General features: G+C 69.8%; 12 protein-coding genes. 7 read left to right on the top strand and 5 right to left on the bottom strand.

Annotation, left to right across the window (positions count from 1 at the left end):
- Window positions 1-60: 60 nt before the first annotated feature.
- Window positions 61-1,698, bottom strand: coding sequence for a methyl-accepting chemotaxis protein (locus tag LPA41_RS32475; protein ID WP_229074936.1), 1,638 nt, complete (start codon window positions 1,696-1,698; stop codon window positions 61-63).
- 235 nt (window positions 1,699-1,933) lie between these two features.
- On the opposite strand from LPA41_RS32475, the gene LPA41_RS32470 reads away from it, so the two are divergent.
- Entirely contained in the window at window positions 1,934-2,407 is a 474-nt protein-coding gene (locus LPA41_RS32470) for a hypothetical protein (RefSeq protein ID WP_229074935.1), read from the top strand.
- Window positions 2,408-2,460: 53 nt separating this feature from the next.
- Here the strand turns inward: LPA41_RS32470 and LPA41_RS32465 are convergent, their stop codons facing one another.
- Complete coding sequence (locus tag LPA41_RS32465) at window positions 2,461-3,603, bottom strand: endonuclease (protein WP_229074934.1); 1,143 nt, start codon at window positions 3,601-3,603, stop codon at window positions 2,461-2,463.
- Between the two features lie 245 nt (window positions 3,604-3,848).
- Between LPA41_RS32465 and LPA41_RS32460 the strand changes: the two genes are divergently transcribed.
- The 5 genes from LPA41_RS32460 to LPA41_RS32440 all read left to right on the top strand — a co-directional run bounded on the left by LPA41_RS32460 (window position 3,849) and on the right by LPA41_RS32440 (window position 8,403).
- A complete protein-coding gene (locus LPA41_RS32460) occupies window positions 3,849-4,196 on the top strand; it encodes a DUF6188 family protein (RefSeq protein WP_229074933.1) in 348 nt (115 codons plus the stop codon).
- A 69-nt stretch (window positions 4,197-4,265) separates the two neighbouring features.
- Window positions 4,266-4,490, top strand: coding sequence for a hypothetical protein (locus tag LPA41_RS32455; protein WP_229074932.1), 225 nt, complete (start codon window positions 4,266-4,268; stop codon window positions 4,488-4,490).
- Between the two features lie 84 nt (window positions 4,491-4,574).
- Window positions 4,575-6,350 carry an FAD-dependent monooxygenase gene (locus tag LPA41_RS32450; protein WP_229074931.1) on the top strand — a complete coding sequence of 592 codons (1,776 nt, stop codon included), beginning with the start codon at window positions 4,575-4,577 and terminating at the stop codon, window positions 6,348-6,350.
- Window positions 6,347-7,432, top strand: coding sequence for a maleylacetate reductase (locus LPA41_RS32445; RefSeq protein ID WP_229074930.1), 1,086 nt, complete (start codon window positions 6,347-6,349; stop codon window positions 7,430-7,432). The genes LPA41_RS32450 and LPA41_RS32445 overlap by 4 nt, the downstream gene beginning before the upstream one ends.
- Window positions 7,429-8,403, top strand: a complete 975-nt coding sequence (locus tag LPA41_RS32440; protein WP_229074929.1) for an intradiol ring-cleavage dioxygenase — start codon at window positions 7,429-7,431, stop codon at window positions 8,401-8,403. Before LPA41_RS32445 ends, LPA41_RS32440 begins: the two co-directional genes overlap by 4 nt.
- 11 nt (window positions 8,404-8,414) lie before the next feature.
- Here LPA41_RS32440 and LPA41_RS32435 read toward each other — a convergent pair whose 3' ends face one another.
- Both LPA41_RS32435 and LPA41_RS32430 read right to left on the bottom strand, forming a co-directional pair.
- The gene (locus tag LPA41_RS32435; protein ID WP_229074928.1) at window positions 8,415-9,182 is read right to left on the bottom strand and encodes a calcium-binding protein; all 768 of its coding nucleotides are present in this window, start codon (window positions 9,180-9,182) and stop codon (window positions 8,415-8,417) included.
- An 856-nt stretch (window positions 9,183-10,038) separates the two neighbouring features.
- Window positions 10,039-10,506, bottom strand: coding sequence for a hypothetical protein (locus LPA41_RS32430; protein ID WP_229074927.1), 468 nt, complete (start codon window positions 10,504-10,506; stop codon window positions 10,039-10,041).
- Between the two features lie 629 nt (window positions 10,507-11,135).
- On the opposite strand from LPA41_RS32430, the gene LPA41_RS32425 reads away from it, so the two are divergent.
- Complete coding sequence (locus LPA41_RS32425; RefSeq protein ID WP_229074926.1) at window positions 11,136-11,387, top strand: hypothetical protein; 252 nt, start codon at window positions 11,136-11,138, stop codon at window positions 11,385-11,387.
- A 419-nt stretch (window positions 11,388-11,806) separates the two neighbouring features.
- Here the strand turns inward: LPA41_RS32425 and LPA41_RS32420 are convergent, their stop codons facing one another.
- Window positions 11,807-12,154, bottom strand: a complete 348-nt coding sequence (locus LPA41_RS32420; RefSeq protein WP_229074925.1) for a hypothetical protein — start codon at window positions 12,152-12,154, stop codon at window positions 11,807-11,809.
- Window positions 12,155-12,347 lie beyond the last annotated feature (193 nt).

Below are 12,347 nucleotides of genomic sequence, written 5' to 3'. Positions count from 1 at the left end.
GCCGCTCGGTGGGCGGAGCGTCCCTCAGCGCCTCGGTTCTGAAGTCAGTGGCTGCCGGTGTCAGATCCGGAAGCCGGCCACCAGCGACTGAAGATCACCGGACATCCGGGCCAGCTCCACGGTGGCCCGCTGTGACTCGGTGACGCCTTCCGTGGTGCGTCGCGCCGCCGCGGCCAGAACGGTGATGCTCCCCGCGATGTCACCGACACCGCTGGCGGCCTCACTGACACCGCGGTTCATCTCACTGGTCGTCGCGGTCTGTTCCTCGACCGCGGAGGCGATCGTGGTCTGGTAGTCGCTGATCCGGCCGATCACGTCGGAGATACCGGCGATCGCGGCGATGGCGGTCGCGGTGTCGGCCTGGATGGCGGCGACCCGGGCCCCGATGTCGCTGGTGGCTCGCGCCGTCTCCTGGGCGAGATCCTTGACCTCGCTGGCCACGACGGCGAAGCCCTTGCCGGCGTCGCCGGCCCTGGCTGCCTCGATCGTGGCGTTCAACGCCAGCAGGTTCGTCTGCTCGGCAATCGAGGTGATCATCTTGATGACGTTGCCGATCTCCGCGGACGACTCGCTGAGTTTGGTGACGGTCTGGTTGGTGGCCTCCGCCGCGGCGACCGCTTCACCGGCGACCTCGGCGGCCCGGTTCGCGTTCTCGGCGATCTCGCGGATCGACGCGCCCATCTCCTCCGACCCGGCCGAGACGGTGTGCACGTTGCGCGTCACGTCGGAGGCCGCGTCCGACACCGCCACGGCCTGGGTGCTGGTCTCGGAGGCACTGCCGGAGATCTGCGTACTCGTCCGCGCCAGCCCGTCGGCCGCCGCGGCGACCTCCTGAGCGGTCTGCCGGACGCCGGCGAGCATGGCGCCCAGGGACTTCTGCGCCCGCCCCAGGGACTGCGCCATCATGCCGATCTCGTCCGTGCCGGCCACGGCCGCGGGGACACCGAGGTCGCCGTCGGCCATCGCGTCGAGCGACGCCTTCACCTGCTGCACGGACCGGCGGATCGCCCGGGCCACGACGAAGGCGAGCGTCAGCGCGACGACCAGGCCAACCCCGAGGGCGATGACGAGCGTGCGGGTGCCGGCCGAGGCGTCCCGGGCGGCGTCCTCGGCGAGCCGGGTCGCGTGCTGCGTCAGCTCCACCTCGAGGGCGTCCAGGTCCTTCACGAAGACGGCGATCAGCGGGACGCTGACCTCGTTCAGAACCCTCTCGAAATCGGTGCCGCCGCGGTTGCCGAGCGCGGCCGGGACGATCTGCTCGTCCCGGGCCTTCACCCACGCCGCGTAGTGGGTCAGGAAAGGCTGCCAGTTCTGCATCCGAGCGCCTTCGGTGGCCGCGAACTGGTCGATCACCTTCTGGATCCCGGTGTCGTTGTCGGCCAGCTTCGTGACCCACTCGTCCTTGGCCTTCGGCGACCGCACGCCGGCCATGTTGCCGACGATCTGCCGGATGACCACCTGCTTGATGTGGATCTGCCCACGCAGGTAGACCGGTCCGCTCTGCCACTCGGCGAGGCGGGTGTTCTGCGCGGCGAGCTCGCGCATCGATGACACCGCCAGCAGGCCGGATCCGGCCGCCACGACGGCGAGCAGAGCAACAATCGACAGGATCTTGGTCTGCACGCGAAGGTTGGCGATGAGGGTGAACGCGAGGCCCTTGGCGGGCGGGGCGGTGGGGTCGGCCGGCACGGGATCCATTCCTCCGTCAGTCTCGCGGACGCTGCCCGACTCCTCGGGGGACAGCCTGGTCCAGCTGTACCGAGGTGACTCAGTCTGATCGGCCGCCACAGCCGGGAACTTAGGCGCCGGACGACGGCCGAAGCCGAGATCTGATCGAGGGCTTTCCGCGTCAACTGGCATGCAAGGTCCGGTGGCGACCGGTCTGAATCGACTAGTGTCGATTCTTATGTTTCGGATTCCCTGAGGAGGACCGATGGCTTACGGACGCAAGTCCGCGATGTCCCGCTGGCTGACGGGTGTTGTGAGCGCTGTAGTCCTGGCCTTCGCCGGTGTGGCGGCAGGGGCATCGCCGGCTGCGGCGGCCACTGAGCGCTGCGGGAACGTGAACGCCGATCCTTCGGAGTATGTCGGCGGCACGATCGCCCGGGTGTGCATCTACTGGGAGGGTGGCCCTTCCGGCCCCTCCTACACGACCACGCAGGTCAAGGTCTGGAATCCCGCCGGTCAGGGGGTCACGGGGGTGTGGTCGGTCATCAGGTACAACGACGGACTGTCTCCTGACTACACCGAAGGCGGGGTGGCCGATGGCAATACCTACATAAAGACGGAGCGCCACGTCGGAGCCGCCACCACAGCGTTCGAGATCGCATCGAGCCAGTTGTACTACACCTACTGCGCCTACGTGATTCCGACCGGGATCGAAACGCGTCTCGGTGGGTGCCGTTGAATCGGGTGGCCGTGCGCGACCCGCTGAACATCACCGTCTTCGACTGAGAACGGTCAGCCGAAGACGGCGGGCACCCACTCCGGGTGGTCGATGAACGGGTTGCGGTTGCGCTGGTACGACGTGTAGATGACCTGGTTGCGGTTGCGCTCGGCGGCGTCCGGCGGGTCGGCGGCGTGCCACTGCTTGAGCACCGACAGCCGGCCCAGGTACGGCCGGGAGCCGTTGTTCACCGCGTCGTTGACCTCGAGGTCGGCGAAGCCGTCGGTGCCCTGGTAGCGCACCGCCATGTAGAAGATCATGCGGGCCACGTCGTCCTTGACGGCGCTGCGCGGTTCCCACGAGTCGGCGTCGGTGTAGTTGCCGGCGGCACCGGCGACCGCGCTGCCGCCGTTGTCGAAGTCCTTGTTGCCGCGGGTGGCGTTGACGGTGACGTCCTCGGCGCGCAGGTGGTGCAGGTCGGTGCCGGGTCCGGCGCTGGTGCCGATGTCGCCGTGCGACTGCGCCCAGACGTGCTCGCGGTTCCAGTTGCCGCCCGCCCCGCCGTTCAGCGACTTGGACCGGCTGATCCCGGAGTAGAGCAGTCGCACGTTCGCCGCGTTCGACGGATCCTGGTCGGTCACCTTGAGGGCGTTCCAGACGGCGTCGTACGACAGCTTCGTCACGCCCGTCGAGATGATCGTGTGCAGGGCGTTCTTCAGGGCGGCACCGGACTTGCCGGTCGCGGCCGCGTAATAGGAATCCGGCGTGGCGGTGGGGCCACCTGTGGGACCGGCGTTCATCGCGGTGGGCGACTTCAGGCCGGCATGCGAGAAGTACGCGCTGAGCGTGCCGGTCACGGTGATCGCCCGGCCCACCAGGCCCGGGTTGGTGAGCAGCCCGAACGACGCCCGGTACGGGCTGCTGACCTGCACGTACAGCATGTCATTGGTGTTGGTTTCGGTCCGGCTGTCGGCGATCGCCAGCGCGGTGTCCCCGGTGAAGCCGCCGAACAGCACGGTCGTCGCCGTGGTGGGCTGGCCGACGACGTAACCGGTGACCGTACCCGTGCCGCCCTGGCCGTTTATCGCCTGCGCGACGGTCAGCGTTGCCGCCGCCGATGCCGGCGGGGTGACCAGGGAGATCAGCAGGGCGAGCAGGCTCGCCAGGGCGGCCGTGGGAAGGACGAGGAGGCGGCGGTGCCGGGTCGGACCGGGCATGGAGGTCTCCGTTCGCCGGGGGCCGGGGCTCTCCGATCAGTGTGCGCGACGGAGATCGCGGACGCGGCATATCGGTTCGGTCATCGCCCGAGACCGGATTGATGCCGTTCTTAAGGTGCCGTTATGGCGGGGCGGACTACGGTCCTGCCGCAACAGGTGTTTCGACTCGTTGAACGGGGTTCGTTATGGGTTCGGGCGTGGCCGCAGGGTGGCGGCCCCGGCAAGCGCGGCCGCTTGACCTGCTGGTGGGTAAGACAGTGGAGTACGTCCGGCTCGGCTACGCGGTCGTGCTGGGCTTCACCGGCGACTGCCAGGTGGTGATCGAATCGGATGCCCGCCTGGACGGGCCGGCCGGGCGGGCCGACATCGAGCCCGGCGAGAACCCGTCGGACGCGGTGGCCACGCTGATCGGGGAGGCGGTGCGCTCGGCGAGCGTGCGCGCCACCGGCGAGCTGGAGCTGTGCTTCGAGGGCGGGCAGCATCTGCTGGTCGAGGTGCTGCCGGATGTGGAGTCGTGGGCGGTGACCGGGCCCGCCGGCGTTCTGATCGTGTGCATGGCCGGTGGCGAACTGGCCGTCTGGGGCGACGCCTGACGGCCGGATCGCGGGGTGAGCGGCGACTCACCGGGTGTCGTGCCGGGCGGTGACGGGTATGCGCCGCTCATGGCTGACGACACACTGATCCGTATCCGGGAGACCGCGGGCGCCTACGCCGAGGCGGTCCGGCGCACCCAGCGATTCTTCGAGCGTCTCGACGACACCACCGATCCGTCGGTGCTCGTCGAGTACGCGACCCTCGTGCGGGAGGAGGAGGCGGCCCTCGCCGACCGGGTCGACGCGTTGACCGCGGCCGGTCTGCGGGCCGCCAGCTTCGACGCCGGGGAATAGACCCACGCAGGGCTTGCCGAAACGGTGCCGGTCCCGGTCACAATGAGCACGCAGTGATCGGGACCGATGCGTGTGGAGGCGGCTGTGCCGGATTTCAGTGACGACCCGAAGGTGACCACCGATGTGCTGATCGTCGGTTCGGGTCCGGCCGGGGCGGGCGCGGCGCTGCTGCTGTCCACGCTGGGCATCCCCAACATCATGATCACGAAGTACCGGTGGACGGCGAACACGCCGCGCGCGCACATCACCAACCAGCGGGCGATGGAGGTGTTCCGCGACGCCGGCATCGAGGAGCAGGTGCAGGCCGACGCGACGCCGCACGAGCTGATGGGCGACACCGTGTTCTGCACGTCCATCGCCGGCGAGGAGATCGGCCGGATCCTGACCTGGGGCACCCATCCGGGCCGGTTCGGCGACTACCGGCTGGCGTCGCCGTGCCTGCCCGTCGACATCCCGCAGAACTACCTGGAACCGATCCTGGTGCGCAACGCCGCCGAACGCGGCACGCAGGCCCGGTTCTCCACCGAGTACCTCGGGCACCGTCAGGACGCGGGCGGCGTCGACGTGCGGGTCCGTGACCGGGTCACCGGCGAGGACTACACGATCCGCGCGAAGTACCTGATCGGCGCCGACGGTGCGCGTTCCCAGGTGGCCGCCGACATCGGGCTGCCGATGGAGGGTGCGATGGACATCGCCGGGTCGATGAACATCACCTTCAAGGCGGACATCTCGGCGTACGTCGGCCACCGGCCGTCGGTGCTCTACTGGGTGATCCAGCCCGGTTCCAACGTCGGCGGCATCGGCGCCGGCCTGGTGCGGATGGTGCGGCCGTGGAACGAGTGGCTGATCGTCTGGGGTTACGACATCAGCGCGCCGCCGCCGGTCGTCGACGAGGCCGCGGCCGTCGCGATCGTGCGCAGCCTGCTCGGCATCCCCGACATCGACGTCGAGATCACCGGGACGTCGTTGTGGGGCAACAACGAGATGTACGCCACCCGCCTGCAGTCCGGGCGGGTGTTCTGTGCCGGCGACGCGATCCACCGGCATCCGCCGAGCAACGGTCTCGGGTCGAACACCTCGATCCAGGACGCGTACAACCTGGCGTGGAAGCTGGCGGCGGTGCTGCGCGGTCAGGCGGCGCCGGCGCTGCTGGACACGTACACCACCGAACGGGCCCCGGTCGCGAAGCAGATCGTCACCCGGGCCAACCGGTCCAGCCGCGAGTTCGTGCAGTTCTTCGAGGTGCTGGGGCTGCTCGACGCCGCCGACGAGGCGCAGATGGCGGCCCGGATCGAGGAACGCAAGGCCAACACCGCGGCCGGCGCGGCCAAGCGGGAGGCGCTGGTGGCGGCGATGGAGCTCAAGCATTACGAGTTCAACGCGCACGGCGTGGAGCTGGGCCAGCACTACGAGTCCGCGGCGGTGGTGCCCGACGGCAGCGCCCGGCCCGCGCCGGCCCGGGACCCCGAGCTGTACTTCGAGCCGTCCACGGTGCCCGGCTCCCGGCTGCCGCACGTCTGGGTCGGTGACGCCCGGCACCGCGTCTCCACGCTGGACCTGGCGCCGTTCGACAGGTTCACCCTGTTCACCGGCATCGCGGGGGAGGCGTGGGTGGCGGCCGCCGAGAAGGTCGCCGCCGAACTCGGGGTGCCGCTGACGGCCGTGGTGATCGGTCCCGGTCGCGCGGTCACCGACCTGTACTACGACTGGGCCCGGGTCCGGGAGATCTCCGAACAGGGTGCGCTGCTGGTCCGGCCGGACAAGCACATCGGCTGGCGGTCGATGGATCTGCCGGCGGACCCGTACCGCGGCCTGCGCGATGCCTTGGCGGCCGTCCTCGGCCGTAGCGTGGGTGTATGAGTCTGCGCTTCACCCACGAGACGCTGCCGCAGCGGGTGGTGTTCGCCGCCGGCCGGGCCGCCGCGGTGCTCGCCGACGAGACGGCCCGTCTCGGTGCCCGGCCGCTGCTGATCGGTTCCGACCGGGCACCGGTCACCCTTCCCGGTGCCGCCCGGTTCACCGAGGTCGCCGAGCACGTACCGGCCGAGGTGGCCGCCCGGGCCCGCGCGGCGGCCGCGACCCACGACGCGGACGTGCTGGTCAGCGTGGGTGGCGGGTCGGCGACCGGGCTGGCCAAGGTGGTCGCGCTGAGCACCGGGCTGCCGATCGTCGCGGTGCCCACCACCTACGCGGGTTCGGAGGCCACCCCGGTGTGGGGGATGACCGAGAACGGTCACAAGACCACCGGGGTCGACGCCCGGGTGCTGCCCCGCACGGTCGTCTACGACGCCGCGCTGACCCTGTCGCTGCCGGCCGGGCTGAGTGTCGCGTCCGGGCTCAACGCGCTGGCGCACTGCGTCGACGCGATGTGGGCGCCGCGCGCCGACCCGATCAACCAGGGCCTCGCGCTTGACGGCATCCGGGCGCTGCGGGACGGCCTGCCCCGGATCGTGGCCGAACCCGGCGGGCTCGACGGCCGCGAACAGACCCTGCTCGGTGCCTATCTGGCCGGGGCCGCGTTCGCGTCGGCCGGTTCCGGGCTGCACCACAAGATCTGTCACGTCCTCGGCGGCATGGCCGGGCTGCCGCACGCGCAGACCCACGCGGTGCTGCTGCCGTACGTGCTGGCTTTCAACGAGAAAGCGGCCGGTGAGCGGCTGGCCCAGGCTTTCGGCGCGGCCTCGGCGATGGACGGGCTTCTCCGGCTGTACGCGGTGACGCGCCCACCGCGAGCGCTGCGCGACCTGGGTCTGCGGGAGGCCGACATCCCGGCGGTCGTCGACGCGGTGCTGCCGGTCGTGCCGCCGGGCAACCCGGTGCCCGTCACGGCCGCCGATCTGAGCGCCCTGCTCCACCGGGCCTGGGCAGGGAACGACCCGGCGGTTCCGCTGGGCAAGGGGCGCATCGGCGATTCCGCCGGGCCGGGGGAGGACCCGCGATGAACGGTGAACAGCAGGCCCGCGAGCAGGGGCTGACCGACCGTGTCGTGGCGTCCTTCGACGACGCCGCCGACCCGCGCCTGAAGGAGGTGATGCGGTCGCTGACCCGGCACCTGCACGCCTTCGTGCGCGACGTGCGCCTGACCGAACAGGAATGGCGGCAGGCGATCGACTTCCTCACCGCGACCGGGCACATCACCGACGACCGGCGGCAGGAGTTCGTCCTGCTCAGCGACGTGCTCGGGGCGTCGATGCAGGTCGTCACGGTGAACAACGAGGCCTACGCGAACGCCACCGAGGCCACCGTCTTCGGGCCGTTCTTCGTCGACGGGTCACCGCTGATCGAGGCCGGCGGCGACATCGCTGCCGGGGCGCCGGGCGAGCCGTGCCTGGTCGAGGGGACCGTCACCGACACCGCCGGGAACTCGGTCCCCGGTGCCCGCATCGAGGTGTGGGAGGCCGACGCGGACGGTTTCTACGACGTGCAGTACGGCGACGACCGGACGGCGGCGCGGGGCCACCTGGTGAGCGACGACGACGGCGGGTACCGGTTCTGGGCGGTGACGCCGACGCCGTACCCGATCCCGCACGACGGCCCGGTCGGAAAGCTGCTGGAAGCGGCCGGGCGGTCCCCGATGCGGGCCTCGCACCTGCATTTCCTGGTGCGGGCGCCGGGGCTGCGGACCCTTGTCACGCACATCTTCGTCCGCGGCGACGAACTGCTCGCCCGCGACAGCGTCTTCGGGGTGCGGGACTCGCTGATCCTGGACTTTCACCCGCGGGCCGCCGGCGAGGTGCCGCCGGACGGGCGCGACCTGGGCGGGCGCGCCTGGTCGCGGGTCCGCTTCGACATCGTGCTGGCGCCCGACCCCGGCAGCGTGCCGGCGCCAGACCCCGGCAGCGTGCTGGCGCCGGACCCCGGCATCGTGCCGGCGCCCGCCCCCGGTGAGTCACCGGACGGCGGGCGCCGATAGGAACTCCCGGGTCAGCTCTCGCAGCCGCGCCGGGTGTCGCCGCGCTCGGCGGAGCACCGGTCACCGGCCCGGGTGGTGTTCGACCCGCCGTTGAGCAGGTCGGCCGCCTGCTTGCCCCAGTCCTCGCCGGACAGCATGTCGTCACCCGAGCCGCCGTACAGCTTGTCGCGGCCCTGGTCACCGATGAGCGCGTCCCGGCCGGCACCGCCGTACAGCCGGTCGTTGCCGGTGTCGCCGAACAGCCGGTCACCGCCGCCGTCACCGCGCACCGTGTCGTCGCCGGAGTTGCCCACCAGGTAGTCGGGGCCACCCCGTCCGTTCAGGGTGTCACGACCCGACTGCCCGTACAGGAAATCACCACCGGAACCACCGGTGATCGTGTCGTTGCCCGTCCCGGCGTAGGCAACCAGGCTGAGCCGGGTCTTGTTGACGATGGTGTCGTTGCGGTCGTAGGTGTGGATCCGGAGCTTCTCCGTGTACTCCCCGACCCCGCAGTAGACCTTCGTCGAGTCGCCCTTGATCGCCGAGCACCCCTTGCCCGGCTTGATGCGGTGCTTGTCGTCAACGATGACGCCGTACTTGGCGTTGCTGACGACGACCTTGTTGGCCTTGCCAGTGGTCGCCTTGAACTGCACCGCCTGCACATCGCCGTCCCACACGACCCGGACCGTACCGACGGACGCGGCCTGCGCGCCCGGCACAGCAAACGCCCCGACGCCGACCGTGGTCAGCGCGATCAGCCCGAGCCGGGCCATCCACCTCGTTCGCACAGCAGACATTTCAATCTCCCCCATGGATGGTGTACGTGCCGCCCAACCTAAAGAGAAACCGGTGAATTCGATGTGAAGTCCGAGCGGTCCATCCCCAGCGCGGACGGTGAGCCCCGGATCCAGGTCGTCAGCCGGACATCAGCACTGTGAGCACCCGCCCGTTGCCGGGGTCGGCCATGCGGCCCGTTTCTGGAGGCCGGTCCATCGATCTACCACTGATCGAGTCTCATGCCCTGACGGATGAGATGGCCAATCGGGACCCGGTGACCGGGAGCGCCTTGGAGCCATGGGCCGCCGGCTGTGTCGACGGCACATTGCTGGATCGGGTTGGTGACCTGCGGCTTGTACTGGGGGCGTCAGGGCCGTACGAGCGGTAGCTGTACTCGGACACTGTGACCGTGCGGCAGTCCAACCCCTCGCCCCCGGTCCCGGCTCCACATGGCGCCGAACGCGCCGCCCATGGCGAGATGTTGATCTGCTCGCGCTACGAAATCGCTGTGATCAAGGGGTCAAAACCGCGATTTCGCAGCGCTAGCAGATCAACACCGCCCCGCGGGCCCAGCGCAGCCGACCGCGGCCACTTGTCCGGGGATCGCACCAGAGCCGAGGGCAAGCCGCTGTGAGTGGCACTCAGCGCGTCGAGGGAGCCGTCGCGTTGCCAAGCCAGCAGCTGGGGCCGATTGCTTGACGCGCCCCATAGGGTGGTCCGCGCGCTTGGCCGGTCGAACTGCGGCCAGTTCACTCGTTCCGCGGCTCCGCTCGCCGTCCTCACCTCGATGGCGAGTCGGTCTGCCGCCGAGCACTCGTGGTGGCCAGGCGGCGAGCCGTCGCGCACGCTGGTGCCGAGATCAATGCGGCCCTCGCATCACGCCGGTGCGCTGTTGATGAAGGCCTCCGGCCGGCACAGTACGGTGATTCGATATGACAGGCCGACGTTGGACCAGATCTGGCCCCGCAGCGTGAGGCAGATGCCGACCCGGTCTTCGTGCTCCGGGTGTTCGAAGAAATCCGCACGTGGGTCCGCGATCGCACCGATCAGCCCTTGTGTGCCCTGCGCGGTGCCCGGCACCTGGAGCAGGCCGACGGCAATCTGGATCTCGGCGTCGTCGAGCTCGCGGACGGTGTACCAGTGGGTGTCAGGCAGAAACAACTGCGAGTCGACAACGCGCCGCTGGTAGTTCGGTCCCATCATCCCGGATGCCGGGTCGGGGATGTCACCGATCCAGGCCGTCCCTGCGAAGTCGGTGCGCAGCCGCTGAGCGTCGGAGAGGAACTCCGTCACGAGCGTGTCGAGACGAGGCTGGGCGGCAAGGTGCACGGATGCGTCGGTCATGATCGCACTCTAATCCGGGCCGGTGACACCCAACGCGGCCACGGTGGCCGTCCGGGTCGGGCACACCGCGGCCCGCCGGCTCAAGCACCTCGCCGCCACCGTCGGGATCCGGATGCTGTGATACGCCCGTTGATACACCGCCCGCGACACCGGCCAGCCCGCCGAGATCGTCGAAACCCTCGCCGGACACTCCCTGCGCGCCGGGTTCGCCCCGCCGCCGCGTCGGCCCGAGTCCCCGAGAGGTCATCGGCCGGGTACTCGGCCACGGCGCCAGCATGACCGGCCGCTACGTGCGCCCCGCCTTCGACGGCACGGCCCAGCGCACCATCTACGAGAGGGCCCGCAGCCTGGCCCCGACCCGAGCATGCCGGTGTCACCGAGCGCTCCGGCCGACGACGTCACCCCTCCCGGGGACCACGGTGCCGCACAGACCTGATCACGACCCGGCGAGGCCCGGGTCCCCGCATGTCCGGAGACTCCGTCCCTGCCCTGATGCTGCGCCCTCTGCCGCGCCGTGCCGCGAACCGGCAGCTGTGCACCACCCTGAACCGGGGAACCTGAACCACGTCGGCTGGCGGCAACTATCGGGCGCGTCAACCGGACGAGCGCCTGGATGGCAAGATTCATCCATGAGCATGAGCCCGATGGGCAGCAAGCGCAGCGCCGGTTCGACTCAGCTGTGGTTGGCAGCAGGAGAGGCTTTCGTGCTGGCCATCTTTGGTCTCCTGGCCGCGCAGTATCTGGAGGCCTACGGGCACAACCAGGAAGTGCTCTTCGCCGCGCAAGTGATGATATGGGCCGGCTCGGCCGCCGCCATCATATTGACTATCGCGGCCATCGTGTCCTCGATCGCAGCAACAGTCCGCCGGCTGATTCGTTAGCGGCCGCCGCGCGCTCGAGCCACGAGCAGTTCGAGGGCGGCCAGGTAGGAGCTGAAGGCCCTCGCGACCGGCGCCGGTGAAACGCACGGAGGTCTGGCGGCGCAACGGCGCGTTCCTTGCGGACCTCGACGTAGCCGACCTGCCTGGACAGCGCGAGTCGCTGATGCCGAATGGTGTCGCGCAGGAACGACCGGATGTGCAGGTCGGCCCACCTGATGGCGTCTTGAGCCCACGCTGCGGCGCGGCTCGGTTGGCCTGCCAGGATCGCGTCGAGGTTCCCCTTCACGAATGCCGGATCGGCCAGTGTTCGGTCCAGTGCCGCCTCTCGCACCCCGCTAGCCGCCGCCTTTCCACGGCGGTACACCGTTAGCCGGACGCGAAGGCCCTGGCCGCGACGTTCACCGGCCATCCGGGGTCGCTTAAGCCAGAAGGATCAACGCCGCCCTTGCCAACTCCCTGACGCGATCCCATTCCGCCCGATCGAAAAGGGCATCGGCACGCCACAGATGAGCGTGGGCCTCCCCGCTCATCCGGTTGAGCTGATCGTCGAGCTGTGTCAAAGCTGGCACCGCTGTGGCTTCCACCCAGCCGCGCTCGATGAAGATTGGCGTCAGTCGGAGACCGTCGGCGAACTCCAGCGCGAGTTCATCAGCCGAAGGAGTGGCGCCCAGCTTCTGAAGCCACGCCACCTGCGTATTGGCCTCAAGGGCAAGCACGGCAACACTACGCACGAACTCGACAACGCATCGCGGGCCCGGCTCGTCCACGAGACCAGCCTAGTATTGCGTCAGTCAGTGCGACGTCCTCAACTGGCGCGAACCGCGCGTTACGGAGGTGTCAGCGCTTTCTGAAATCTGACCCTCTGCGGGTTCGGGAAAGTTGACCCCACGGACCTGCGGTTATGAGCGGTTGGCGCGTGTTTCTCTGGCGAGGAGTTCTCGCCGGTGACGGGTTCGGTAG

It is taken from the genome of Actinoplanes sp. DH11, assembly GCF_020873875.1.
Taxonomy (GTDB): domain Bacteria; phylum Actinomycetota; class Actinomycetes; order Mycobacteriales; family Micromonosporaceae; genus Actinoplanes.
The sequence above is the reverse complement of the archived record's forward strand: the minus strand, read 5'-3'. Positions and strand labels throughout refer to the sequence as shown.